Here is a 23,124-nt window from a genome sequence, read left to right on the forward strand (position 1 = left end):
TGATGATAAGACGTGGTTCCAATTGAACACGGATAATGGAATGTCGAGGGATGGGATATTCCTGTTGGCGTTGGAAAAATTACTGTAGCTGAGGTTACTGCCATGAATATAAATAATGCAGGAAAGAGGATATGTGACCATCTTCTTTCTGCGTCTATTGATAAAGAGGCCATGGAAATAGCGAGCCTGATAAAAATAATCATTGATGAAAATAATGATATAGAAGAAAGAAATGAAGCGATAGATAATTTATTATCACGCTGCCATCCTAAATGGCTAGGGGATTATTATATTAAAGATGTTACTTATCAAGAATGGTTTACTTTAATTTCAAAATTTAATCGAGCTCTTAATAAATATAAGAAAAGAATGTTGGAGGTGAGTAAGTCATGAACTTGGTGGCGTTCGGCTATACTATGAGTGATATTTTCTTATACGCCAAACGTGTCGAAATTAATTTAAGCTGCAATGAATTAGAGGTGTGGGGAAAACAGCATGACAATAAAAATTCAAAAGAATAAATATTAGAGTGCGTTGATGATATTTTGTTGAAATGAATCATTGCGTTAAATATCGTTGGTTTATATGTTTTAATGGTGTGACTAATGGATGAAAAATATGTGATTTCAAATATTGCTTCAGTTTTTAAGGATAATAAATTTAGTAAAAAAGGACTCGTCTGGCGGAAACATGATAAGGATAATACGATAGTCATCGCCTTACAGAAATCAAAGCATAGTAATCGTTTTACCTTTGAAATGGGAATTTGTGTTGATCCATCAAGAGATATAGCTACGCTGAAATATTACACGTGCGGGGTTTCATTTAGATTAAATAAAATTCCAGAATTTGGTGAGATTGATATAGATGGTGCTCTTAATTTAGATTCTGATAATAAAATTCCCTTTTCTTATATGATTACGTTCTTGAGCAGAGATGGAATGAATATTATAGAACGTTTTTTTGATTATTCGTACCTTAAAACATTGTATGATGACGGCTTCTTTAAGGATAAAATGATAGACAATGTCTCCACGTTAATTTTATCTGATTAATAATCATATCATAAATAAACCGAACATATCAGATGAAAAGGATAATTGTACTATGAAAGGAAAAGGATACCATGGTTAAAAAGAACTTGAGAGAAACATTGAGAGATGTTGCCAATATTGATTGGCAGTTAGCGTTGTATCTTCCTAAAGATATATCAGTCTGGGATTTGGACTCGTTAGTGATGATAGAAGACCCTGATGATATTGATTCAGATGATCCAGATGAAGATCCTGAAATAGTCAAGAATGCCGGGTATAGATACGTTATGAGTATCCAATCAGTACAAAGTGTGGTGAACAACGTAAAGCAGCAAAGAGAGACGACTTTAGAGGAGGATTTGTTTAACGCATTTATGTTTTATTTTGAACATGACGCGTTTATCAAATTATAAATATTTCACGTTTTAAAAACGATAATTTTGCTTTGTAACTTAAATAATCTGGGGTGCCACGCATCATCAATGATGTGGCCGGAATGCGCTGTACCAGATGATCGATTCGGTTTATGACCGATTATGCCAGTTTACACATGACGCCTGTCCTACGCTCAGGCTTGGGTGATGGGAGATCAATCTCGTTATGACCAACAGTATGAGAACGTTATGTTTTTATGGTGAGTGGTTTTCTTGCAAGGATGAATTAGTGACGCACGTGATAATTAACGGTGAAACCTGGCTGGTGCTTGTTTATACTTAATGGCTTAGATATCAACAACCGGATTACCCGGCTATCATTTTTGCTCTGCCTAAGGTGATACTGTTAAGTGAGTCAAATCCTCCATGTCTGTTCCTTCCCCATCAGAAGAACCTGCCGTTGGTGCGGTGCGTCTTAATCTGCGTATTGCTTCTGCCGTTGTGTTTAATTTCGCCAATTATCTCAATGTTGGGCTGCCATTAGCGGTCTTACCCGGTTACGTGCACGATACGTTGGGCTATAACACGTTCTGGACGGGATTGGTGATCAGTCTGCAATATTTTTCTACGTTGTTGAGCCGTCCTCATGCCGGGCGCTGTGCTGATGAAAAGGGCCCTAAAAAAGTAGTGGTGTGGGGGCTGACGGGGACACTGCTGAGCGGCTTGTTTTATCTACTGGCTGCCTGGGGAGAGGCGTCTCCGCTGATGGCGTTACTGCTGTTGTTTCTTGGGCGACTGGTATTAGGCATTGGGCAAAGCTTTGCTGGGACGGGGGCAACGCTGTGGGGCGTTGGCATGGTTGGATCGCGACACATCGGACGGGTTATTTCGTGGAACGGCGTAGCGACTTATGGCGCGATGGCCATTGGTGCCCCACTGGGCGTTTGGCTGAATCATATTGGCGGGCTGACGTTGTTGTCTGGGTTTATTATTCTGGTTGCGGCAGTCGCTATTGCCTGCGCGTTGCCCCGTTCTGAGGTAAAAGTTTCTCCAGGCAAAAAAATTCCCTTTCGTGAAGTGTTGGGTAAGGTCTGGATGTACGGCATTATTCTCGCCCTTGCCTCGTCTGGATTTGGTGTAATCGGAACATTCATTACGCTGTTCTACGCAGATAAAAGCTGGGATGGCGCTGCGCTAACGTTAACCATTTTTAGCTGTGCTTTTGTTGGTACTCGCTTACTGTTTCCGAATAGTATCAATCGGTTCGGAGGGTTACGTGTAGCGATGGCCTGCTTTGTGGTCGAAATAACGGGGTTGCTGTTGATTTGGGGGGCGACACAGCCGCTTATGGCTGAACTGGGCACATTTTTCTCCGGCGCGGGTTTCTCATTAGTCTTCCCGGCGCTTGGTGTAGTGGCCGTTAATGGCGTCTCGCCGCAAAATCAGGGGAGTGCGCTGGCGACGTATACGATTTTTCTCGATTTGTCGTTGGGCGTCGTCGGGCCAGTTGCCGGACTGCTGATGGGCTATGCGGGGATCGCGTCTATCTATTTAGCTGCCGCGATGCTTGGGATTGTCGGTCTATTGCTTACCCTTCGTTTGGGGCGACGAACAGTCACACCCGAGTAAAGAGCATCTTGTCCGCCATCCTACGGCATAGCGGACTGTATTGTCTTTGGTCGTATTGCGGAAAAATGCGGCGTTAACCGTCTGACGGTAGTTGTTGGCGAAGAATGACGGATTTGAGTCCGGTGCTGGTGATAATGCTATCCACCTGTTGCAATTGCTGTCCGTCAATATTGATGGTTTTGTTGGTCACCACCTGAAGATTGGCGTCGCGTGTGCATCACCACCGCCATGAAAAATCGATGTCTAATTGGAATGATATCGGTGGATTGTCGTGACATATTTTTTTCTTTTTGCGAAAAATGAATGTTTTTATCTAAATTTAATCATTCCAAAAGAATATATTTTCATATAAAACATAAACGCTGAATATACATAAGTATTACCAACATTTTTAATTATACAATTTTTATTCATACATATTGTTTTAACCGACGTAAAGAATTTTTCAGGGGAAAAATGAAAAAATTTGCATTGATGTTTATTATTATGTCTTCACTTTTTAGTAATATGGTTTTTTCCGCACAAGAAGAAGTCGTTTTTGTCGGTGCTTTACCCGATAATGCTGGGACGAGCTATTTAGACAAGGATGGCTATCTGACGGGGTATGAGGTTGAAGTATTGCGAGAAGTCGATCGTAGGTTGCCGGAATATCGATTTGAATATAAAACCATGGATTTCGCCAGTTTGTTTATGGGGCTCGGTTCAAGAAAGTTAAATGTGATTATCGGTAATATTCAATGGAGCAAAGAGCGGGAAGATAAATTCCTCTATACCAAAGAGAAATATTATGCCACGCCATATACTCTCATCGTGAAGGGTACGGAAAATAATCTCAAATCCCTATCTGATATCAATGGTAAAAAAATAGGCGTTTTGGGTACTGGGTTACAGTCTCCGGCATTGGATCAGTATATCGAAAAGAATAAATTCAACGTGAACGTTATTCGCGCGAAATCCACTAATGAGCTGATCGACCTCCTTGTCTCGGGAAGAGCTGATGGGTTGCTGGCACCTGAATTTCATGGGATTGTTTTTAATAAATATCGTAATCGAGATGTTAAATCCGTTGGTAAGGGAATTATCCCGATTGGGCTTTCTCCTTCTCAAGTCGGTGCTCATCTTTTATTAAATAAAGATGATGTTAAATTACGAGATCGATTAGACGTGGTTTTAGCTGAGATGCATAAAGATGGCACATTAAGTAAACTTAGTCTGGAATGGTTTGGGCGTGATTTCACTGTGCCTTTCGATGTAGAAGGGTAAAGATTTAATAAATTCGATTTTCCCAGACGAAGTAAGATAAAGGGTTGTCGCTGTGGATACATGGTTTAGTGTAAACGTTATGTTGGAATCTATTCCTATTTTACTGGAATATTTGCCCGTCACGCTTCAAATCTTCTTTAGTGCATCTTTGTTGGGCAGCCTTGGCGGCGTAGTATTAGTATTAGTTCGTATTTATAGAGTACCATTATTGAGTGGGTTGGCTGTATTTATGGTTTCCTATACACGAGGTGTGCCGATTTTTGTACAGCTTATGTTAGCCTATTATATTTTGCCAACCGTTCTTTCTAGTTTTAATTTTTTTAGTATGGATTTTCCACCCATTGGGTTTGTAGTTTCAGCTTATGCTTTTTATATGGCAGCTAATTGTTCTGAAATATTGCGTGGCGCCATCAATAGTATCCAACGAGGGCAAATTGATGCGGCCTTTTCTTTGGGGATGAGTAATATACAAATCCTTACCCGGGTTATCACGCCTCAAGCTTTGCTTGTCGCACTGCCGGACTTCGGTACGCTTCTCCTTATAGCACTGAAGAGTACTTCACTGGCTTTTTCTGTCGGCGTCATGGACATGGTCGGAAGAGGGCAAGCGTTGAGTGCATATACGATGCGCAGTTTTGAAGTTTTCCTGGCACTATCTTTTATTTACTATGTGATGACATTATTGCTTGAAGCGGGTTTTAAATATGTGGAAAAGCGTTTAACGAAACCAGGAAGAGGCTGATATGGAATTTAATTTCGCCTTTATGGGTAGCGCTTTTATTCAGATATTGCCGGCAGTGCCAAATACCCTTATGATTTCTTTTCTGACTATTGTGTCGGGAATGATTATCGCGATATTTTTGGCATACGTGCGTTTTTACAACCTAATAATATTAAAAAATATAGCAAATTTTTATGTGTCATTTTTTCGGGGCACACCAATTATGATGCATTTTTTTCTTGTTTATTATGGATTGCCTCAATTTATTGATCCACTCGCTACATCCCTAGGGTGGCAGTTCAGAGCTTCAGCAATTCCCCTCGATGTGTTGGCTATATTTGCCCTCTCTTTTAGCGCCTCCGCTTTTTTTGCGGAAATTCTTCGTTCGGGTTTTTCGTCGGTGAATAAGGGAGAGATTGAAGCTGCCTATGATTTGGGTATGACGCCATGGCAGATTATGCGTCGTGTCATTATCCCTCAGGCATTAGCTATTAATGTGCCAAATATCGGCTCAAGATGTATTGCGATACTACAGGGTTCCTCTCTGGCCTTCTGGATTTCTGTTTTGGAGATCACCGCGAAAGCAAATCTTGTGGCTGCTAATACCTACCAATTTATGGAGGCGTTTATTGCTGTGGCGGCGATTTACTGGATTCTGGCTTTTGTTATGGAAAGAGTTATTGCTTGTCTGGAGGTCCGAGTGGGAAGATCTCTCGGTAGAGGATTAGTCCAACGTTGAACTTTTTGATATCTTGGTTGGTAAAAAATCATATTTACCAGGTATCTACTACTTTAATGGTAATGTATTATAATCGAAGGTGATTTGCATATGTTGCAAGCGATAAACATTACAAAAAAATTTGATGGTAACCCGATCCTTCATGGTGTAAGTTTAACCGTAAATAAAGGAGAGGTCGTGGTAATTATTGGCCCAAGCGGGTCCGGGAAAACAACTTTTTTACGCTGCCTTAATTTTTTAGAGCAGGCTAATTCTGGCAAGTTACGTATTGGAGATGTTAACGTCGATTTCGGCACATCGCATAAGAAAGATATTCTCCATTTACGGCGAAAAAGTGCAATGGTTTTTCAGTCATACAATTTATTTAGTCACAAAACAGTATTGGAAAATGTTATTGAAGGCCCAGTCATCGTACAGAAAAGAAATAAAAAAGAGTGTGAGATTGAAGCCAGAAAGATTCTGAGTGATGTTGGTCTAGGTGAAAAGTTCGATTCGTACCCCTCCCAGCTTTCTGGTGGGCAACAGCAACGCGTAGGTATTGCCCGTGCGCTTGCAATGAAGCCCGAAGTTATTCTGTTTGATGAACCAACAAGTGCGCTTGATCCGGAACTCGTTGGTGAAGTACTGTCTGTAATAATAAAGCTGGCTCGACAAGGTATGACAATGATTGTTGTTACGCATGAGATGCAGTTTGCACAGCAGGTAGCTAGCCGTGTTGTTGTTATGGATGGTGGAAATATCATTGAGTCTGGTCCTCCGGCCGAGATATTTGCATCGCCGAAGGAAGAACGAACCCAACGATTTCTTAAACGAGTCCTTGAGCCGATCACTTATGATATCTAGATAAATTTTATTATTTAATAATACTCTCATTAATCCTGATAGCTTATTTAGGGTATAAATGTTTCGTTATTTTTTAACTGTATTAAGAAGGATATAGAAATGCCGGTAATTCATGTAGATATTCTCGAAGGTCGCACTTTGGAAGCCAAACGGGCTTATGTCGAAGCTTTAACCGAGTGTTCAATAAAACATCTTGGCTGTCAGGCGCAAAACGTAACCGTCGTGCTGTCTGAAATATCCTTTGACCATTATGGCCGCGCTGGCAAACTTAAAATTGATGAGTTGGCGGAAGCGGGATTAACGGTAGAGGAATACCATGCGCGTGAAAAAGAGAAAAATTCAAATAAAAAATGAACACTGAAGGATAAATAGGGTGGAGGCCCAGAGATATGATTTCCTCGATTATTACTGTCAGTGTTGTTGTCGATACGTTTTGAAGGTCGTTCCTCATCTCAGGCTGCTGGCTACCCCTTTAACGGGTCCAGAACGGTGATCATGGGAAAGAAGCGTAAAGCGTCCGTGCCTACATGGATGAACTTGCGGCGTCTTTACGATCTTCCCACTATCGCCACTCCATGACCGCCGCCGCCGGCAAACTCTTACCTATTTCAGCTTCAGCGTGTGAATAATATTTTCTGCTTCTGTCTGAGCTTGCTGCTGGTTGTCGGCGGGAAGGGTAATCTGCAATGTCAGTAATTGGTTATCCACTTTGCCTAATACGACGGAAGAGTATGCCTGCTGCCCACTGCTGGTGATAATGCTATCCAACTGCTGCAATTTCTGCCCATCGACGTCAATCGTTTTGTTGGTGACCACCTGAAGGTTGGCATCGCGTGTGCGCTGCTGATCTTCCAGACGCTGCGTCAATACCGAGAGTTCCTCTGTGGTGTTATCCCCCAAAATGACGATGACGGCCTTTTGCCCGCTTTCGTTCGCGTACACGTGCATATTGTTTGATTGCGTGCCTAATTTGCCGCTTTGATCCTGCATGTCTGCTGGTAGCGTGAAAACCACCTTGCCAGACAGTAACTCAATCGTCTTGTTCGCTGTGGCTTCTGCTGCCGGTTTATCCTGCGCGGGAGACGTTGCCGCGTCATCAGGTTTGCTATCACAAGCCGCAAGCACGGTCACCAATAGGCTGACGCCAAGATATTTCACTAAATTCGACATGGGTTCCCTTTTTCTCATTTCTGCAACAGAAGGACGATATGGCACCTTATTCAGGCTGCAAAAACAAGCATTTTGTTGTTGCAAACCGTTGGTGCGACGGGGTGTATTTTTACAAAACTCAGAGGATTAATCATAAACGATGATGCCATGATTTGCCGCTGGCATCGTCGTTTCCAGCGGCAGAATGGAATGGTTAACGTTGATTTTCAACGGATTGAAACTTTCCTGAACCTTGCTGTTCGCTGAGATGTTTGAGCACCATGTTCAGCATGACACCATACATTGGCAGGAAGAAAAGCAAACTAATCAGTAGCTTGAATGTGTAGTCAACGAGTGCGATTTCAACCCAGTTGGCAGCCATGAAAGGATCGGTGCTGCGATAGAACGCGATAAAGAAGAAGGCCACCGTGTCACTGAAATTACCGAATACCGTTGAGACAGCCGGAGCAACCCACCAGGCATTACGCTGCCGCAATCGGTTAAAAACATGTACGTCAAGGATCTGGCCCAGTACATATGCCATAAAACTGGCACACGCTATGCGGGCAACGACAATGTTAACTTGGTTCAGTGAAGCGAAACCTTGCCATGTCCCCTGGTAAAACAGTGCAGAAATAAAATAGGAAATCACCAACGCAGGCACCATCACCGTTAATATGATGCGACGTGCCAACGGTGCGCCAAAAATCCGTACGGTGAGATCGGTAGCTAAAAAGATAAAGGGGAAACTAAATGCTCCCCAGGTGGTATGGAACCCGAAGATGGATATTGGCAACTGTACCAGATAGTTACTAGAGGTAATGATCAGGATATGAAACAAGGCTAACCAGATCAGCGCCGTAAGCCGCTGCTGGGGAGTAAAACGATACATAATGTGGCCTTTTTGGTTATTGGGGTTAGGGAACCCAAGAAATAATGGCATGCTGTTTTTTCAGCAATGCGGCGGCATCATACGCAATTGGGTTGGTAATGCAATGTGTTTTGCCAATGAATAGGTCGTTTTTTACGCTGGGTCTGCTGTGGCTTGCGTCATAAAATCTCCGGCGTAAACTAAGGCCGCTGTTAATAACCCAATACAGAGAACGTTGATGACCGATCCTTTCGCTAACCCCGATAAAACCCTTGATGCTCAAGGGTTACGCTGCCCTGAACCGGTAATGATGGTGCGTAAGACTGTGCGCCAGATGGCGTCAGGACAAACATTGTTGGTGATAGCGGACGATCCGGCAACAACCCGAGATATTCCGGGTTTCTGCCGCTATATGGAACATGAGTTACTGGCGCAGGTGACCGAGCAACTTCCCTATCGCTATTTACTGCGTAAAGGGTGCTAAACATTGAACGCCCTGAATTTCAGGGCGTTACACAGTTTTTACTCACCTTTCTTTTTCAGCAATCGTAACGCATTGGCGGTGACTAATGCTGTTGCGCCGGAGTCTGCCAGCACAGCAAGCCAAAGCCCTGTGATACCCAAGATGCTGGTGACCAGAAACACCGCTTTTAACCCCAGTGCAATACTAATATTCTGCCGAATATTCGCGTTTGTTGCCCGAGAGAGCCGAATCATGCTGGCTAAGCCACCGAGGCGGCTGTGTGTTAGCGCAGCGTCAGCGGTTTCTAACGCAACGTCAGTGCCACTTCCCATCGCAATCCCAATGGTTGAGGCCTTCATGGCCGGCGCATCATTGATGCCGTCTCCGACCATCGCGACCGGGTGCTGCTGATTCAGCTCACTTATCGCTGCGACCTTGTCGGCAGGTAGCAGGCTTGCGCGATAATTGATGCCTAAATCAGTAGCGATAGCGGCGGCGGCACGAGGATTGTCGCCAGTGAGCATAATGCAGCGGATGTCCATGCTTTGCAGGTCAGCCAATGCATTGCGCGCATCGGTACGCAATGTGTCTCGTAGCGCCAGTAAGCCCAGTACGCGACGATCTTCTTGCACCACCACGACGGTTTTGCCTTCGCTTTCTAATGTTTCAACCTGTTGCTGCCAGAGGTGATCCAGCATATTCGGCTCTAATCTGGCTGGTGCGCTAACCTGAATGAGCTTACCGGCGATCGTCCCTTCCACACCAACACCGGCGAGCGCACGGCGATTTTCTGCAACTGGCAGGAAGGCGCTGGCGGTGTGCGCATGTTGCACAATGGCTTGGGCGAGTGGGTGGTGGGAACCGGATTCGATGGCCGCCGCGCGCGTCAATAACGCGGTTTCACTCACGCCAGCCGTTGGTAAGATATCGGTAACCTGCGGTTTGCCCTCCGTCAGCGTCCCCGTTTTATCAAAAGCGATCGTGCGGATGCTGCCGAGTGCTTCCAGCGCGGCACCGCCTTTGATGAGGGCGCCCTGACGGGTCGCTGCTGCCAAACCGGATGTAATTGCAGCGGGCGTAGAGATAACCAGCGCACAAGGGCAGCCAATCAATAACAGCGTTAACCCACGGTAAATCCAGTCCTGCCAAGGCAACCCGAGCAATAGCGGCGGTAGCAGAATAACCAGCAGCGATAGAAGCATGATGGCGGGGGTGTAGTAACGGCTAAAGCGGTCGAGGAAACGTTCTATCGGTGCGCGTCGCGTTTCGGCTTCCTCGATTAACTGTAGAATACGATCGATCGCGCTATTGCCTGGTTGCGAAATGACGCGTAACTGCACCATTTTATCGACGCACAAACTGCCAGCAGCGATCTTGTCACCCGCGCGGCGTTCAACGGGTACCGATTCACCCGTTAACGCACTTTCATCAAAGCTCGCTTCGGTAATAAGTAGCTCTGCATCGGCGGGCAGGCGTCCCCCAGGCGCAACTTCAATGACATCACCGGGTAAGAGGCTGGCAACGGGCACCTTAACGCGTCGTTCATTTTTAATTACGATGGCATCTTCGGGGATCAGCGCCATCAGTGAGGTAACACCTTGTCGCGCACGGTTAGCCGCATAGGCTTCCAGTTGCTCCCCCAACATAAAGAGCAGCAGAATGATCGTCGCTTCGGTGGTGGCACCAATCAGGAGCGCACCGATGGAGGCCACACTCATTAGCGTCTCGATCGCGAAAGGCGTACCGGAGCGGGTCAGCTGCATCGCCTTTTTCAAGATAGGAACAAGGCCGATAAGCGTGGTGGCGATAAATGCTATTTCACCGAACGCACTATTCAGTAATGAGACTCCCCAGCTTGCCGCTGCCAGCAACACGAAAAGCGTCAGGAAGCCATATTCCATAATAAAATGGCGAGAATCAGGAGAAGGCTGTGTTTTGGCTGGCGTGAGATCTTGTAACGTGAAACCGACTTGTTGAACGGCATGTTGGACTTGGGAGCGGACATCTTGCTGGGCTGAAACAATTAGTTTTTCAGTGGCGAATAACACGTCGACGTGTTCAATACCCTGAAGGTTTTTTACTGCATTTTCTACTTTTCGTGCGCAGCTTGGACAATCCATGCCGCTGATTTTCCAACTGAAACGTTGGTGGGAACGGGATCGGTCACTGTCTCCGCCGTCAGGATCATCAGAATCGGCATTATCGCCACTTTCGGACGCACCGTTATCAGTGGTCCTACCGGTATTGGCCACGGAGCTGGGGGCTTGCTTTACGGCACAGCAGCTTTTTTCTGCGTGTGATACGGATGTTGCATGAGCATGACAGCAGGCTGATTTTTCACCGCTGTGAGCGTGGTGCTGATGAGAATGCATACCTTCCTCCTATGTTGATGATAGTGATTCTCATCAAAGATTTTACACCGTTGCATGCGGCTACTCCAGCATTTGCATGTGCTGTGGCCGTTAAAAATAGAGCGAGCGAACAATAAGGAAATGTCCGCCAAAATAACCGATCGCCACAATGACCTGATGGGCGCGAAAACTGAATCGATAATGGTGAATAAGCCAGGCTGCATGCGCGATGAATAGCAGCGAACAACCAGCCAGTAAAGAGAAGTTATCATCGGTTCCCAAAGCAAAATAATGTTCTCCTGCGACCCAAACCATCAGTGTTGTCATCAGAATAAAAGCACATGCTGGCCAGCGCTGGCGTTCAAGTGAGCCCCAGAGGGTCGCGATCAACGTTGCGGCTAATACGGCAAGTATCAGCACCAGCGGCCAGAAGAATGTCAGCGTCATTTGGCTGACGAAGAAACTGATGGTGTAGAGAAGATGGGACACAAAGTAGGCGGAAAACGCATAGAACAAACGTTGCGTTGGAAGCAGCAGCAGCGCGTCTGCAACCAGCGTCGCCAGCAACCCGGCGACGATAAAATAGCCTGCGATGTTCAGAAACGGGTTTTGCCAGGCTAATGCGAGTAAAAGCAATAATGTGACCGGTTTGAATAGCCAGCGTTGCCATTCCGGGCCACGGTAGCTGGCATCTACGTATAACCAACCAGAGAGCAGTACGGCAATAAATGACCAAAGCATAGATTGTCCTTATTGGAGGATAATGTCAGGTTTAGCCCTTTCTTGGTTCAATGCAGGGGATGAATATCAGTATAAACAACATCCGGTGAGACGGATGCGAATACCTACGCTTCATGTTATTTTATCGGCCTGTTTTTACTACAGATGAGCGTCGTCACGTCTGTTGAAGGAGAGTGGTGTTGAATGAGTAATGAATCCGCACTGTATCGTATTCAATTTATTAATAACGGTAAAAATTACCAGCTTTATGTGCGCGAGTTAGTGTCGAGCAGTTTGTTCGGCTTTATTGAAATTGCTGATTTTGTTTTCGATAGCCAGTCAACGGTATTGGTTGATCCTTCTACAGAAAAGCTCAAAACGGAGTTTTCTGGCGTTAGCCGCAGTTTTATTCCTTTACAGGCGATTATTCGTATTGATGCCGTGACGGAAAAAGGCAGCGCCCAGATTTCAGATTTGGGCGATAACGTGACGAACTTCCCTTATCTGCCGGGTAAAAAGCCCTGACGGATGGACGAATTCCCGTTTCTGTTACTCGGCGCATTTGTCTTGATTGTGCTGTTGGCTGGTCGTCAGTTTTGCTCCCCGAGCATCGTGAAAGTCACGGTTTCGGGGGATGTTTAGGCTGTTTCTTTTGCCATGCCAGCAGTTCAAATACGCCAAATAAAAAAATGCGGGCCTGTAAGGCTCGGCTAAGTGGCGTGTTCCCCTTCGGCTGACTGGATTTCAGTAACAGCAATTGGAAGCCATGCATCAGGATCGTAAATAACATCGCCACTATCATGAAAATATTGAGTGGCTTGGGGAACGGCTGAATCAGATTTAAAATCAGAAATCCCCATACGCCCAGCATCAACAGTCGCCCCAGATTAATCCATATCATCATGTGCCCCTTACTCTTTTTAACAATGGGTCGCTGAAAAAATCATTGGCGAATGTATAAACGATAGGCAACTTGACCGGCGATTTTTTCGCGGTGTAATTGCCAGTTATCCGGTATAGCCAACTGCGTGTTCTCTGCCTCGGTTTCCACGTAGATCCAGGCTTCTGCTGCCAACCAGCCTTGCTGTTCCAACAATGAAAGCGTGTTGTTCAATAAGTCTTTGCGAAATGGTGGATCGAGAAACACAACATCGAAAGGCTCACCCGCCTGAGCCAGCCAGCGTAGCGTATCGGTATTGATGACTCGCGCATTTTCCGCTCGTAGCAGCGCCAGATTCTGCGTTAATTGTTGCGCTATCGCTCGTTCGGTTTCCAATAATGTGGCATGGGCCGCATAACGAGAGAGAGCCTCTAGTCCCAATGCACCACTACCAGCAAAACAATCCAGACAACGGGCCTCCTGAATCACTGGGGCTAACCAGTTAAACAACGTCTCACGCACCCGATCGGTTGTCGGTCGTAAACCTGGGCTTTCGGGAACCGGAAGTTTTCTGCCGCGCCATTGACCTCCGATAATTCGGATTTGTCCGGCGGCTGATGATGCGTTTTTTTTAGCCATAGCTCGTAGATTGGTTGGTGTGCCGTGTTACCGATCGGCGTAGTCAGGAAAATTCTGGCGCTATTCTAACGACGGTTAGGTGTAGAGGGAATGTTAAGATCGGTTTGTTTAAGTAACATAAGCCAAAAGTGTAGGGTCGCCGACATACTTCGTTACGGAGATTGTCTTCTTTTGGCCCTGTTGCCTGCGTGTTGCTGTTGGCAGGAAAGTGTTAAACTTGTGGTTTAACGATGATTTTCATTGATTCGCTGCGCGAAGCGGCGTGGAGCGCGATTGCAACATGACAAAAGAAAAGAAGCGCGGGTTTTTCTCCTGGCTGGGATTAGGTCGACAAGAGGAAGAACAAAAAGAGCAACCGCAAGAACCAACGGACGTTCAGGATGCCTCTGCCGTATTGCCAGAAACAACGACGAATGAATCGCCTGATCGCAGTCATCATGATGATATCGCTGAACCAAACAGTGAGACTCCGGTTGCGCTGACCTCCTCGGAGACGCCGCATACTGACGCTGTGGAATTGATACCTGATGCCGAACAGGCAGAAGACGAGATGGCTGTGGAGGCTGAACCGTCTGAGCCGCAACAACAACAGGTTGAACCCGCGCAAATTGCCGAGTCTGAACAGATTAGCTCGTCGCATGAAGATGAGCGGCCTGAGGATGTGCCTGAAGAGGATGACGCCCCTGTTGCGTCAGCGCCGGTATTGCAGGAGCAGGAACGCCCGACGAAAGAAGGATTTTTTGCCCGTCTGAAACGTGGTCTGATAAAAACGCGTCAAAATCTGGGTTCAGGATTTATCGGATTGTTTCGCGGTAAGAAAATTGACGATGATTTGTTTGATGAACTGGAAGAGCAACTGTTGGTTGCCGATGTTGGGGTAGAGACCACTCGCAAGATCATTACCAGTCTGACGGAACACGCTAATCGTCGACAGCTGAAAGATGCTGATACGCTTTTTGTTAAGCTAAAAGAAGAAATGTCGACCATTCTTGCTAAGGTTGATGAGCCGCTGAATATTGAAGGCAAGACGCCTTATGTCATCCTGATGGTAGGGGTGAACGGCGTTGGTAAAACTACCACGATCGGGAAAATGGCGCGTCAGTTTCAGGCTCAGGGGAAATCGGTCATGTTGGCAGCGGGGGATACGTTCCGTGCTGCCGCAGTGGAACAGCTTCAGGTTTGGGGTCAGCGCAACAACGTTGCGGTGGTGGCGCAGCATACGGGCGCAGACTCCGCCTCTGTCATTTTTGATACCATTCAGGCTGCTAAAGCGCGTGGTGTTGATGTGTTGATTGCGGATACCGCTGGTCGATTGCAAAACAAAGCACATCTGATGGAAGAGTTGAAAAAGATTGTGCGTGTGATGAAAAAGCTGGATGAAGATGCACCGCATGAAGTGATGCTGACATTGGATGCCAGTACTGGACAGAACGCCGTGAGCCAGACCAAGCTATTCAATGAAGCTGTCGGCCTGACGGGGATTGTGTTGACCAAATTGGATGGCACCGCCAAAGGCGGAGTCATTTTTGCCATTGCCGATCAGTTCGGTATTCCAATCCGTTATATCGGCGTTGGGGAAGGCATCGAAGATTTACGGCCATTTAAGGCTGATGATTTTATTGAGGCACTTTTTGCCCGAGAGGATTAAAACGGATGATTCGTTTTGAACAAGTCAGTAAAGCGTATCTCGGTGGACGCCAAGCGCTACAAGGGGTCGATTTCCATTTGCGTCCGGCAGAAATGGCGTTTCTGACCGGCCATTCCGGTGCCGGGAAAAGTACGCTGTTAAAACTGATTTGTGGTATTGAACGACCTAGCGCAGGCCAAATTCTTTTTGGTGGGCACAATATCAGCCGGTTGAGGAAAAGCGAGGTTCCCTTTCTACGTCGCCAGATCGGAATGATCTTTCAGGATCACCATTTACTGATGGAAAGGACCGTTTATGACAACGTAGCGATGCCGCTGATCATTTCAGGGGCCAGCAGCGAGGACATTCGTCGTCGGGTTTCGGCGGCGTTGGATAAGGTTGGGCTACTGGATAAAGCCCGAAATTATCCAATCCAGCTTTCAGGCGGAGAGCAGCAACGGGTCGGCATTGCGCGTGCGGTGGTGAATAAGCCCGCGGTATTATTGGCGGACGAACCAACGGGTAATCTGGATGATGCGCTGTCCGAGGGGATTTTGCGTTTGTTTGAAGAGTTTAACCGGGTTGGCGTGACGGTGTTGATGGCAACCCACGATACCGGGTTGATTGCTCGTCGTCATTATCGGGTTCTGACGCTATCCGATGGTCGCATGATTGGGGGAAATCATCATGGCGAATAACATCCGTAACGCGAAGAAACCGGGTATGAAGGCTAAGGCATTACGTGGTGGATGGCAGGAACAATGGCGTTACGCCTGGGCAAATACGCTGCATGATATGTTGCGCCAACCATTGGCAACATTGCTGACGGTGATGGTTATCGCCATTTCTCTGGCGTTGCCCAGTATTTGCTACCTGGTGTGGAAGAACGTTAGTGAAGCGGCTACCCAGTGGTATCCCTCACCACAGCTGACCGTGTATCTGGATAAATCATTGGATGATAATGCGGCACAAGCGGTGATCGCTCGGCTTCAGTCTGAAGACGGTGTCGAAAAAGTGAATTACCTGTCGCGCGATGAGGCGATGGGCGAGTTTCGCAACTGGTCTGGTTTTGGTGGGGCGTTGGATATGCTGGAGGAAAACCCGCTGCCTGCTGTAGCGATTATTACCCCCAACATGAGTTTTCAGGGCGCTGACACCTTAACGACATTGCGCGATCGGGTAGCGACGACGGAAGGTGTGGATGAAGTACGGATGGACGATAGCTGGTTTGCCAGATTGATCGCTTTGACTAGCCTCGTCGGCCAAATTGCGGCAACGATTGGTATATTGATGGTGATCGCCGTATTTTTAGTGATTGGTAACAGCGTGCGTCTGAGCATCTTTAGTCGTCGGGAAACTATTAACGTGATGAAGCTGATCGGTGCAACCGATGGTTTTATCCTGCGTCCGTTCTTGAATGGTGGCGCAGTCATGGGGTTCGGTGGCGCTGTACTATCGTTGATCCTGTCTCAGGCGCTGGTATGGAAACTCAGTTCTGTCGTCGCGCAGGTCGCATCCGTATTCGGTACGACCTTTACCGTGAAAGGTCTGAGCTGGGATGAGTCTCTGTTGCTATTGCTGGTTGCCGGAATGATCGGTTGGCTGGCGGCCTGGTTGGCGACGGTTCAACATTTACGTCGCTTTACACCGCAATAGCTTTTTTTGATATATTACGGTGTAAAGTAATGGCGCAATAGGTTTGGAACTTGTGAAGAAAATCACAGTCTGAATCCAGAGCGCGTTTTTAGCGCATTAACATAAAACGCGATGCTAGCGTGGTGTTAGAATAGCGCCTTGTCTATATCTGTCGTGTTGACAGATTGACTGAAAAAGTGTCACGTAACGGTAGTAATGAGAGGGGTTGAATGACTAAAGATATGCAAACTTTCACCTTAGTTCCCCAGGGCAGTCTGGAAGGTTATATTCGCGCCGCCAATGCCTATCCAATGCTGACGGCGGAGGAAGAGCGGGCGCTGGCTGAACGGCTGCATTATCAGGGCGATCTGGATGCCGCTAAGCAGCTCATTTTGTCGCACCTGCGTTTTGTTATTCACGTTGCCCGTAATTATTCAGGCTATGGTTTGCCGCAGGCGGACTTGATCCAGGAAGGTAACATCGGCCTGATGAAGGCGGTGCGTCGATTTAACCCAGAAGTGGGCGTGCGTTTGGTTTCTTTCGCCGTGCACTGGATTAAAGCAGAAATTCATGAGTACGTGCTGCGTAACTGGCGTATTGTCAAAGTCGCGACCACGAAAGCACAGCGCAAGCTGTTCTTTAACCTGCGTAAGTCTAAAACACGTCTTGGCTGGTTCAACCAGGATGAGGTTGAGTTGGTTGCTCGCGAGCTTGGCGTGACCAGTAAAGATGTTCGTGAAATGGAATCACGTATGGCCGCGCAGGACATGGCCTTTGATCCGACGCCGGACGAAGAAACCCATGATGGTAAAGCCGTTTCGCCCATGTTGTACTTGCAGGATAAATCTTCTGACTTTGCTGATGGCATTGAAGAGGACAACTGGGAGAACCATGCGGCAGATAAGCTGACGGATGCGTTACAGAGCCTTGATGAACGTAGCCAGCATATTATCCGCGCTCGCTGGCTGGATGATGATAATAAATCCACCTTGCAGGAATTGGCAGACACTTACGGCGTATCCGCAGAGCGGGTACGGCAGCTAGAAAAGAATGCGATGAAAAAGCTACGTGCGGCGATTGAAGCCTAAACGATAGTCAGAATGAAAAAATGGTCAGGTAAAAAGCCTGACCATTTTTTTTAATACTGATTGCGGATGTAGCGCCAGCCACCGGATACCGGTGAAAAGCCGCAGTTAATCATGAACTTTGCCAGCACATCTTCTTTGACCGCCGCATGATCTGCCGTCGCCAGCCACCACTCCTTGACGTCCGGTAGTTGTTTACGAACTTCCTCTATCAGATAGAGCCCGACACCGCGCCGTCGGGTTGCGTCACGCACCAGTAAATCGCTCAATTCAGCATATTCACCTTCAACCTCAATCATCACCGCAGCTAACAAGCGATCGTTGAAGCGTGCGACAAATAATCGACGGTTCACATTAAGGCTTTCTTCCAGGCGTTCGAGATTCTGATGAGGCCAGATTTTAGACAGATCGATTTTATCCTGATCACTAAATTGGGTGAGACATTCAACGGTTAGTTTCATTGACTGGCACTCCATAAAATGAGTGAAGAATAATGTAGCCGTTTTATTACGTCACCGTCATGCGATTTTTTATGGTGACGAACTGTCCATTCTTTATAGGCCGTCACAAGCAGGGAAAAATGTTTTTTCTGACGGTTATTTTTCGAGTAATACATCAAAAATTAATGCACAAAGTAGCATAACTGACTATATATAGATTAAAAGCTGGCGTTTAAGGTGAGTGTTTTATGCTGTTTGCCTCGCTTGTTTCTGCGAGTGTGAGTTGATTTGTAGCATAATATTCCTGTTTAATAATATGAAAAATAAAGCCTTATTAGAAAATATTGCCAATAATAACCATAACCTGTTCTTACTTATAAGAAAAAAGTTAGGTTATGACGGGGGCGGTCGTTTTCTCAGCAATAACCATAATGAAGATGGGGTGATCTAATGAAATTCAGTAAAGGCAAAGTATTGCTGATGGGATGTATGGCCGTGGCGTTGAGCCATGCTGCGAGTGCGGAGGATATCAAGGTTGCCGTTGTGGGAGCCATGTCGGGTCCTGTTGCGCAATATGGTGATATGGAATTTATTGGCGCACGCCAAGCCATTATTGATATCAACGCGAAAGGCGGTATTAACGGTAATAAATTGGTTGGTGTGGAATACGATGACGCTTGCGATCCAAAACAAGCTGTTGCGGTCGCCAACAAAGTCATTAGCGATGGTATTCGTTATGTGATCGGCCATTTATGCTCATCTTCCACTCAACCAGCCTCTGACACGTATGAAGAAGAGGGGGTGATCATGATTACGCCCGCCGCGACTAACGCTGATTTGACCACCCGCGGCTACAAAATGGTGTTGCGTACCACGGGGCTGGACTCCGATCAGGGGCCAACAGCCGCGAAGTATATTATTGAAACGGTGGAACCCCAACGCATTGCCGTTATACATGACAAACAGCAGTACGGTGAAGGGTTGGCACGCTCTGTTCAGGATAACCTGAAGAAGGCCAACGCGAATGTCGTATTGTTTGAAGGGGTGACCGCAGGTGATAAGGATTTCTCTTCACTGGTTGCTCGTTTGAAGAAAGAAAACGTCGATTTCGTTTATTTCGGTGGTTACTACCCGGAAATGGGGCAACTCATGCGTCAGGCGCGTCAGGCTAACATGACGACGAAATTTATGGGACCTGAAGGCGTAGGTAACTCTTCTTTATCTAATATCGCGGGTGAAGCGTCTGAAGGTATGTTGGTGACGTTGCCGAAACGCTACGACCAGGTACCCGCCAACCAACCGATCGTTGATGCGCTGAAAGCGAAAAAACTGGACCCAACTGGTCCGTTTGTCTGGACCACCTACGCCGCACTACAATCCCTGACAACGGCGATGCAGCGTAGTGGCAGCATGGAGCCGGAAGCATTAGTCAGCGATTTGAAGGCCAAACCTGTCGATACTGTGATGGGGCAACTGAGCTGGGATGAGAAAGGCGACCTGAAAGGGTTTGAGTTTGGTGTATTCGAGTGGCATGCGGACGGTACCTCCAGCGCAGCGAAGTAACGATCGAGAGAGGCGGTTTTGGCAGCGTGTTTAACATAGAGGCCAGCATCGTTATCAATTGATCCTGTATTAATCCCTCAATACCGATGCCCCTGTTGCCGTATGGCGCGGGGGCAGAATCTAAGGTTAAGGTATGTCCGAGCAGTTCCTTTACTTTTTTCAGCAGATGTTCAACGGTCTGACGTTGGGCAGTACTTATGCGCTGATTGCCATTGGCTACACGATGGTTTACGGCATTATCGGCATGATTAACTTCGCACACGGCGAGGTTTACATGATCGGTAGCTATGTTTCTTTTATTGTGATTGCCGCCCTGATGATGATGGGCATTGATGCGAGCTGGATTTTGATCAGCGTCGCTTTCGTCGCTGCGGTGGTGATTTCCAGCGCCTACGGCTGGAGTATTGAACGGGTCGCCTATCGACCGGTAAGAACGTCTAAGCGCCTGATCGCACTGATTTCTGCCATCGGGATGTCTATTTTCCTGCAAAACTACGTCAGTTTGAATCAGGGTTCTCGCGACGTCGCACTCCCTAGCATGATTACAGGACAGTGGGTCTTGGGTGAAGCTAATGGTTTTGCCGCGACGATCAGTACCATGCAGTTAACCATTTGGATTGTGACTTTCCTCGCTATGTTGGCTCTGACGCTGTTCATTCGCTATTCACGGATGGGGAGGGCGTGTCGGGCCTGTGCGGAAGATCTGAAGATGGCCAGCCTTCTGGGGATCAGTACCGACCGTGTCATTTCGTTAACTTTTGTGATTGGTGCGTTAATGGCGGCGGTCGCCGGTGTGCTGCTGGGTCAGTTCTACGGCGTGATTAACCCGTATATTGGCTTTATGGCCGGTATGAAAGCGTTTACTGCTGCGGTATTAGGTGGCATTGGCAGTATTCCTGGCGCGATGATCGGCGGGCTGATTTTGGGCGTCGCAGAAGCGCTGACGTCTGCCTACCTGAGTACGGAGTACAAGGATGCGGTGTCATTTGCGTTACTGATTGTGGTTCTGCTGGTGATGCCTACGGGAATTCTTGGTCGTCCTGAGGTTGAAAAAGTATGAAGAAACTCAACCTGTTCAATGCGATTCTCTCCGCATTTATGTTATTGGTTCTTGCCGCGTTCTTAATGGGCATGAAGCTGAGTCTGGACGGCACCAAGTTGGTTGTTCGGGGGGCGGATGAAGTTCGCTGGTATTGGATTGGCGCGGGCTGCATCGTGGTGTTCTTCTTCCAGCTTATTCGCCCGTTCTTTCTGGCGGGTATGAAGAAGTTTTCTGGTCCCTCGTTGGTTTTGCCAAGTTTTGATGGTAGTACGCCGCGTCAGAAGCTGTTGGCTGCATTGTTAATCATTGCGGCGGTTGCCTGGCCGTTTCTGGTTTCTCGCGGTACGGTCGATATTGCGACCCTCACGCTAATTTACGTCATGCTGGGGTTGGGGCTGAACGTAGTTGTCGGCCTGTCGGGTTTGCTGGTGCTGGGCTACGGCGGTTTTTACGCCATTGGCGCGTACACCTACGCGCTGCTCAATCATTATTATGGCTTAGGGTTCTGGGAAAGTTTGCCGCTGGCGGGTATAACCGCTGCGCTGTCCGGCTTCCTGCTTGGTTTTCCGGTATTACGTCTGCGCGGTGATTATCTGGCGATTGTCACGTTAGGGTTCGGTGAAATTGTTCGTATTTTACTCTTGAACAATACCGAAATTACCGGTGGGCCGAATGGTATCAGTCAGATCCCGAAACCGACCTTCTTTGGTTTGGAGTTCAGTCGTAGTGCTCGCGACGGTTGGGATACGTTCCATCATTTCTTTGGTCTGAAGTACGATCCCAGTGACCGCATCATATTCCTCTATCTGGTGGCGTTGCTGTTGGTGATATTCACATTGTTTGTGATTAATCGCCTGTTACGTATGCCTCTTGGTCGTGCGTGGGAAGCGTTGCGCGATGACGAAATCGCCTGCCGTTCGCTAGGCCTTAGCCCAACCCGCATCAAACTAACCGCCTTTACGATCAGTGCCGCGTTTGCCGGGTTTGCCGGTACGTTGTTTGCGGCGCGTCAGGGGTTTGTCAGCCCAGAGTCTTTCACGTTTGCCGAGTCGGCGTTTGTGCTCGCGATCGTTGTATTAGGCGGGATGGGTTCACAGTTCGCCGTGATTCTTGCCGCGATTCTACTGGTGGTTTCCCGTGAATTGATGCGCGACTTAAATGAGTACAGCATGTTGTTGCTGGGTGCGTTAATGGTACTGATGATGATTTGGCGTCCGCAAGGCTTATTGCCGATGAAGCGTCCGCAAATGAAGCTGAAAGTCGCGAATAAGGAAGAGCAGGCATGAGTACGACGCAGCCATTATTATCAGTGAGAGGTCTGATGATGCGTTTTGGCGGTCTGCTGGCCGTCAACAACGTGGAACTGGATATTCATGCGGGTGAAATCGTTTCGTTAATCGGCCCGAATGGTGCAGGGAAGACGACGGTATTCAACTGTCTAACCGGTTTTTATCGCCCGAGTGGCGGCACGATCATGTTGCGCGATCGTCATCTGGAAGGGTTACCAGGGCAGGCGATTGCGCGTATGGGGGTTGTGCGGACATTCCAGCATGTACGCCTGTTTCGTGAAATGACCGTGGTAGAAAACCTGCTGGTTGCGCAGCATCAGCATCTGAAAAGCGGCGTGTTTGCCGGATTGCTGAAGACGCCCGGGTTTCGTCGTGCTGAAGCGGATGCTCAGGATCGCGCCGCCGTTTGGCTAGAGCGTATCGGCCTGCTGGAACTGGCTAACCGCCAGGCAGGCAACCTGGCTTATGGTCAACAGCGTCGGTTGGAAATCGCCCGTTGCATGGTCACGCGTCCTGAACTATTGATGCTGGATGAGCCAGCGGCTGGCCTCAACCCGAAAGAAACCGAAGAGCTGGACCAGCTTATTGCGGAATTGCGGGGCAGCCATAATGTGACCGTGTTATTGATTGAGCACGATATGAAACTGGTGATGGGGATTTCCGATCGCATCTATGTCGTCAATCAGGGAACACCGCTGGCGCATGGCACGCCTGCTGAAATTCGTAATAACCCGGATGTAATCCGTGCTTATCTGGGTGAAGGATAA

26 protein-coding genes and 1 pseudogene are annotated in these 23,124 nt (G+C 47.4%); 19 read left to right on the forward strand and 8 right to left on the reverse strand.

All coding sequences use genetic code 11. The features are described from left to right. Positions 1-102 precede the first annotated feature (102 nt). The 4 genes from ACKPVM_RS11900 to ACKPVM_RS11915 all read left to right on the forward strand — a co-directional run bounded on the left by ACKPVM_RS11900 (position 103) and on the right by ACKPVM_RS11915 (position 3,037). On the forward strand, positions 103-393 hold the full coding sequence (locus ACKPVM_RS11900; protein WP_409309261.1) for a hypothetical protein: 291 nt from the start codon (positions 103-105) through the stop codon (positions 391-393). Between the two features lie 212 nt (positions 394-605). Then, positions 606-1,055: a DUF4304 domain-containing protein gene (locus tag ACKPVM_RS11905; protein WP_409309262.1), complete on the forward strand. Its 450-nt coding sequence runs from the start codon at positions 606-608 to the stop codon at positions 1,053-1,055. A gap of 71 nt (positions 1,056-1,126) precedes the next feature. After that, the gene (locus tag ACKPVM_RS11910) at positions 1,127-1,447 is read left to right on the forward strand and encodes a DUF7716 domain-containing protein (RefSeq protein WP_409309263.1); all 321 of its coding nucleotides are present in this window, start codon (positions 1,127-1,129) and stop codon (positions 1,445-1,447) included. Positions 1,448-1,834: 387 nt separating this feature from the next. Then, entirely contained in the window at positions 1,835-3,037 is a 1,203-nt protein-coding gene (locus ACKPVM_RS11915) for an MFS transporter (protein ID WP_409309264.1), read from the forward strand. 109 nt (positions 3,038-3,146) lie between these two features. Here ACKPVM_RS11915 and ACKPVM_RS20610 read toward each other — a convergent pair. Then, a pseudogene (locus tag ACKPVM_RS20610) lies at positions 3,147-3,248 on the reverse strand (DcrB family lipoprotein); the annotation flags it as partial. A 245-nt stretch (positions 3,249-3,493) separates the two neighbouring features. Between ACKPVM_RS20610 and ACKPVM_RS11925 the strand changes: the two are divergent. The 5 genes from ACKPVM_RS11925 (at position 3,494) to ACKPVM_RS11945 (ending at position 6,957) form a co-directional block, all read left to right on the forward strand. Next, positions 3,494-4,300, forward strand: coding sequence for a transporter substrate-binding domain-containing protein (locus ACKPVM_RS11925; RefSeq protein WP_409309266.1), 807 nt, complete (start codon positions 3,494-3,496; stop codon positions 4,298-4,300). A 52-nt stretch (positions 4,301-4,352) separates the two neighbouring features. Then, positions 4,353-5,042 (forward strand): amino acid ABC transporter permease, encoded by a 690-nt coding sequence (locus ACKPVM_RS11930; protein ID WP_409309267.1) that lies wholly within the window; start codon positions 4,353-4,355, stop codon positions 5,040-5,042. 1 nt (position 5,043) lies between these two features. Then, positions 5,044-5,760: an amino acid ABC transporter permease gene (locus ACKPVM_RS11935; protein ID WP_409309268.1), complete on the forward strand. Its 717-nt coding sequence runs from the start codon at positions 5,044-5,046 to the stop codon at positions 5,758-5,760. Between the two features lie 90 nt (positions 5,761-5,850). Next, positions 5,851-6,603 (forward strand): amino acid ABC transporter ATP-binding protein, encoded by a 753-nt coding sequence (locus ACKPVM_RS11940; protein WP_409309269.1) that lies wholly within the window; start codon positions 5,851-5,853, stop codon positions 6,601-6,603. 99 nt (positions 6,604-6,702) lie between these two features. Then, positions 6,703-6,957, forward strand: a complete 255-nt coding sequence (locus tag ACKPVM_RS11945; protein WP_409309270.1) for a tautomerase family protein — start codon at positions 6,703-6,705, stop codon at positions 6,955-6,957. Between the two features lie 249 nt (positions 6,958-7,206). Here the strand turns inward: ACKPVM_RS11945 and ACKPVM_RS11950 are convergent, their stop codons facing one another. Beyond that, positions 7,207-7,773: a DcrB family lipoprotein gene (locus tag ACKPVM_RS11950; RefSeq protein ID WP_409309271.1), complete on the reverse strand. Its 567-nt coding sequence runs from the start codon at positions 7,771-7,773 to the stop codon at positions 7,207-7,209. 193 nt (positions 7,774-7,966) lie between these two features. Further along, a complete protein-coding gene (locus tag ACKPVM_RS11955) occupies positions 7,967-8,644 on the reverse strand; it encodes a 7-cyano-7-deazaguanine/7-aminomethyl-7-deazaguanine transporter (protein ID WP_409309348.1) in 678 nt (225 codons plus the stop codon). A 217-nt stretch (positions 8,645-8,861) separates the two neighbouring features. Between ACKPVM_RS11955 and tusA the strand changes: the two genes are divergently transcribed. Continuing rightward, positions 8,862-9,107 carry a sulfurtransferase TusA gene (gene tusA / locus ACKPVM_RS11960; protein WP_409309272.1) on the forward strand — a complete coding sequence of 82 codons (246 nt, stop codon included), beginning with the start codon at positions 8,862-8,864 and terminating at the stop codon, positions 9,105-9,107. Between the two features lie 38 nt (positions 9,108-9,145). Here tusA and ACKPVM_RS11965 read toward each other — a convergent pair whose 3' ends face one another. Both ACKPVM_RS11965 and ACKPVM_RS11970 read right to left on the reverse strand, forming a co-directional pair. Continuing rightward, a complete protein-coding gene (locus tag ACKPVM_RS11965) occupies positions 9,146-11,458 on the reverse strand; it encodes a zinc/cadmium/mercury/lead-transporting ATPase (protein WP_409309273.1) in 2,313 nt (770 codons plus the stop codon). Positions 11,459-11,548: 90 nt separating this feature from the next. Continuing rightward, a complete protein-coding gene (locus ACKPVM_RS11970; RefSeq protein ID WP_409309274.1) occupies positions 11,549-12,178 on the reverse strand; it encodes a lysoplasmalogenase in 630 nt (209 codons plus the stop codon). 183 nt (positions 12,179-12,361) lie between these two features. Between ACKPVM_RS11970 and ACKPVM_RS11975 the strand changes: the two genes are divergently transcribed. Further along, the gene (locus tag ACKPVM_RS11975) at positions 12,362-12,682 is read left to right on the forward strand and encodes a DUF1820 family protein (protein ID WP_409309275.1); all 321 of its coding nucleotides are present in this window, start codon (positions 12,362-12,364) and stop codon (positions 12,680-12,682) included. Positions 12,683-12,776: 94 nt separating this feature from the next. On the opposite strand, the gene ACKPVM_RS11980 is transcribed toward ACKPVM_RS11975, so the two are convergent. Together ACKPVM_RS11980 and rsmD are read right to left on the reverse strand one after the other, a co-directional pair. After that, positions 12,777-13,055 (reverse strand): DUF1145 family protein, encoded by a 279-nt coding sequence (locus tag ACKPVM_RS11980; protein ID WP_409309349.1) that lies wholly within the window; start codon positions 13,053-13,055, stop codon positions 12,777-12,779. A gap of 45 nt (positions 13,056-13,100) precedes the next feature. Further along, entirely contained in the window at positions 13,101-13,676 is a 576-nt protein-coding gene (gene rsmD / locus ACKPVM_RS11985; protein ID WP_409309276.1) for a 16S rRNA (guanine(966)-N(2))-methyltransferase, read from the reverse strand. Positions 13,677-13,956: 280 nt separating this feature from the next. On the opposite strand from rsmD, the gene ftsY reads away from it, so the two are divergent. The 4 genes from ftsY (at position 13,957) to rpoH (ending at position 18,026) form a co-directional block, all read left to right on the forward strand. Continuing rightward, positions 13,957-15,324: a signal recognition particle-docking protein FtsY gene (gene ftsY, locus ACKPVM_RS11990; protein ID WP_409309277.1), complete on the forward strand. Its 1,368-nt coding sequence runs from the start codon at positions 13,957-13,959 to the stop codon at positions 15,322-15,324. Between the two features lie 5 nt (positions 15,325-15,329). Next, positions 15,330-16,001 carry a cell division ATP-binding protein FtsE gene (gene ftsE / locus ACKPVM_RS11995; RefSeq protein WP_409309278.1) on the forward strand — a complete coding sequence of 224 codons (672 nt, stop codon included), beginning with the start codon at positions 15,330-15,332 and terminating at the stop codon, positions 15,999-16,001. Next, complete coding sequence (ftsX, locus tag ACKPVM_RS12000; protein WP_409309279.1) at positions 15,991-16,959, forward strand: permease-like cell division protein FtsX; 969 nt, start codon at positions 15,991-15,993, stop codon at positions 16,957-16,959. Before ftsE ends, ftsX begins: the two co-directional genes overlap by 11 nt. A gap of 209 nt (positions 16,960-17,168) precedes the next feature. Then, the gene (gene rpoH, locus ACKPVM_RS12005; protein WP_409309280.1) at positions 17,169-18,026 is read left to right on the forward strand and encodes an RNA polymerase sigma factor RpoH; all 858 of its coding nucleotides are present in this window, start codon (positions 17,169-17,171) and stop codon (positions 18,024-18,026) included. 50 nt (positions 18,027-18,076) lie between these two features. On the opposite strand, the gene panM is transcribed toward rpoH, so the two are convergent. Continuing rightward, positions 18,077-18,484 (reverse strand): aspartate 1-decarboxylase autocleavage activator PanM, encoded by a 408-nt coding sequence (gene panM / locus ACKPVM_RS12010; protein WP_409309281.1) that lies wholly within the window; start codon positions 18,482-18,484, stop codon positions 18,077-18,079. Between the two features lie 429 nt (positions 18,485-18,913). Here panM and ACKPVM_RS12015 point away from each other — a divergent pair, with 429 nt between their 5' ends. The 4 genes from ACKPVM_RS12015 to livG all read left to right on the forward strand — a co-directional run bounded on the left by ACKPVM_RS12015 (position 18,914) and on the right by livG (position 23,124). After that, positions 18,914-20,026 (forward strand): branched-chain amino acid ABC transporter substrate-binding protein, encoded by a 1,113-nt coding sequence (locus ACKPVM_RS12015; RefSeq protein ID WP_409309282.1) that lies wholly within the window; start codon positions 18,914-18,916, stop codon positions 20,024-20,026. Positions 20,027-20,159: 133 nt separating this feature from the next. After that, the gene (gene livH, locus ACKPVM_RS12020; RefSeq protein WP_409309283.1) at positions 20,160-21,086 is read left to right on the forward strand and encodes a high-affinity branched-chain amino acid ABC transporter permease LivH; all 927 of its coding nucleotides are present in this window, start codon (positions 20,160-20,162) and stop codon (positions 21,084-21,086) included. Beyond that, positions 21,083-22,354, forward strand: a complete 1,272-nt coding sequence (locus ACKPVM_RS12025; protein ID WP_409309284.1) for a high-affinity branched-chain amino acid ABC transporter permease LivM — start codon at positions 21,083-21,085, stop codon at positions 22,352-22,354. The genes livH and ACKPVM_RS12025 overlap by 4 nt, the downstream gene beginning before the upstream one ends. Then, positions 22,351-23,124, forward strand: coding sequence for a high-affinity branched-chain amino acid ABC transporter ATP-binding protein LivG (livG, locus tag ACKPVM_RS12030; protein ID WP_409309285.1), 774 nt, complete (start codon positions 22,351-22,353; stop codon positions 23,122-23,124). Before ACKPVM_RS12025 ends, livG begins: the two co-directional genes overlap by 4 nt.

Source organism: Pectobacterium hainanensis, assembly GCF_046237015.1.
Classification (GTDB): Bacteria; Pseudomonadota; Gammaproteobacteria; order Enterobacterales; family Enterobacteriaceae; genus JBJYIN01.

Excerpts from the sequence above, each read along its gene's own strand:
- ACKPVM_RS11935 (WP_409309268.1), top strand. The coding sequence starts at position 5,044 with ATGGAATTTAATTTCGCCTTTATGGGTAGCGCTTTTATTCAGATATTG.
- ACKPVM_RS11970 (WP_409309274.1), bottom strand. The coding sequence starts at position 12,178 with ATGCTTTGGTCATTTATTGCCGTACTGCTCTCTGGTTGGTTATACGTA.
- ACKPVM_RS11905 (WP_409309262.1), top strand. The coding sequence starts at position 606 with ATGGATGAAAAATATGTGATTTCAAATATTGCTTCAGTTTTTAAGGAT.
- rpoH (WP_409309280.1), top strand. The coding sequence starts at position 17,169 with ATGACTAAAGATATGCAAACTTTCACCTTAGTTCCCCAGGGCAGTCTG.
- panM (WP_409309281.1), bottom strand. The coding sequence starts at position 18,484 with ATGAAACTAACCGTTGAATGTCTCACCCAATTTAGTGATCAGGATAAA.
- ACKPVM_RS11955 (WP_409309348.1), bottom strand. The coding sequence starts at position 8,644 with ATGTATCGTTTTACTCCCCAGCAGCGGCTTACGGCGCTGATCTGGTTA.
- livG (WP_409309285.1), top strand. The coding sequence starts at position 22,351 with ATGAGTACGACGCAGCCATTATTATCAGTGAGAGGTCTGATGATGCGT.
- ACKPVM_RS11940 (WP_409309269.1), top strand. The coding sequence starts at position 5,851 with ATGTTGCAAGCGATAAACATTACAAAAAAATTTGATGGTAACCCGATC.
- ACKPVM_RS11925 (WP_409309266.1), top strand. The coding sequence starts at position 3,494 with ATGAAAAAATTTGCATTGATGTTTATTATTATGTCTTCACTTTTTAGT.
- ACKPVM_RS11975 (WP_409309275.1), top strand. The coding sequence starts at position 12,362 with ATGAGTAATGAATCCGCACTGTATCGTATTCAATTTATTAATAACGGT.
- ftsE (WP_409309278.1), top strand. The coding sequence starts at position 15,330 with ATGATTCGTTTTGAACAAGTCAGTAAAGCGTATCTCGGTGGACGCCAA.
- ACKPVM_RS12025 (WP_409309284.1), top strand. The coding sequence starts at position 21,083 with ATGAAGAAACTCAACCTGTTCAATGCGATTCTCTCCGCATTTATGTTA.
- ACKPVM_RS11965 (WP_409309273.1), bottom strand. The coding sequence starts at position 11,458 with ATGCATTCTCATCAGCACCACGCTCACAGCGGTGAAAAATCAGCCTGC.
- ftsY (WP_409309277.1), top strand. The coding sequence starts at position 13,957 with ATGACAAAAGAAAAGAAGCGCGGGTTTTTCTCCTGGCTGGGATTAGGT.
- ACKPVM_RS11910 (WP_409309263.1), top strand. The coding sequence starts at position 1,127 with ATGGTTAAAAAGAACTTGAGAGAAACATTGAGAGATGTTGCCAATATT.
- rsmD (WP_409309276.1), bottom strand. The coding sequence starts at position 13,676 with ATGGCTAAAAAAAACGCATCATCAGCCGCCGGACAAATCCGAATTATC.
- ACKPVM_RS11915 (WP_409309264.1), top strand. The coding sequence starts at position 1,835 with ATGTCTGTTCCTTCCCCATCAGAAGAACCTGCCGTTGGTGCGGTGCGT.
- ACKPVM_RS11945 (WP_409309270.1), top strand. The coding sequence starts at position 6,703 with ATGCCGGTAATTCATGTAGATATTCTCGAAGGTCGCACTTTGGAAGCC.
- ACKPVM_RS11950 (WP_409309271.1), bottom strand. The coding sequence starts at position 7,773 with ATGTCGAATTTAGTGAAATATCTTGGCGTCAGCCTATTGGTGACCGTG.
- livH (WP_409309283.1), top strand. The coding sequence starts at position 20,160 with ATGTCCGAGCAGTTCCTTTACTTTTTTCAGCAGATGTTCAACGGTCTG.
- ACKPVM_RS12015 (WP_409309282.1), top strand. The coding sequence starts at position 18,914 with ATGAAATTCAGTAAAGGCAAAGTATTGCTGATGGGATGTATGGCCGTG.
- ftsX (WP_409309279.1), top strand. The coding sequence starts at position 15,991 with ATGGCGAATAACATCCGTAACGCGAAGAAACCGGGTATGAAGGCTAAG.
- ACKPVM_RS11900 (WP_409309261.1), top strand. The coding sequence starts at position 103 with ATGAATATAAATAATGCAGGAAAGAGGATATGTGACCATCTTCTTTCT.
- tusA (WP_409309272.1), top strand. The coding sequence starts at position 8,862 with ATGACCGATCCTTTCGCTAACCCCGATAAAACCCTTGATGCTCAAGGG.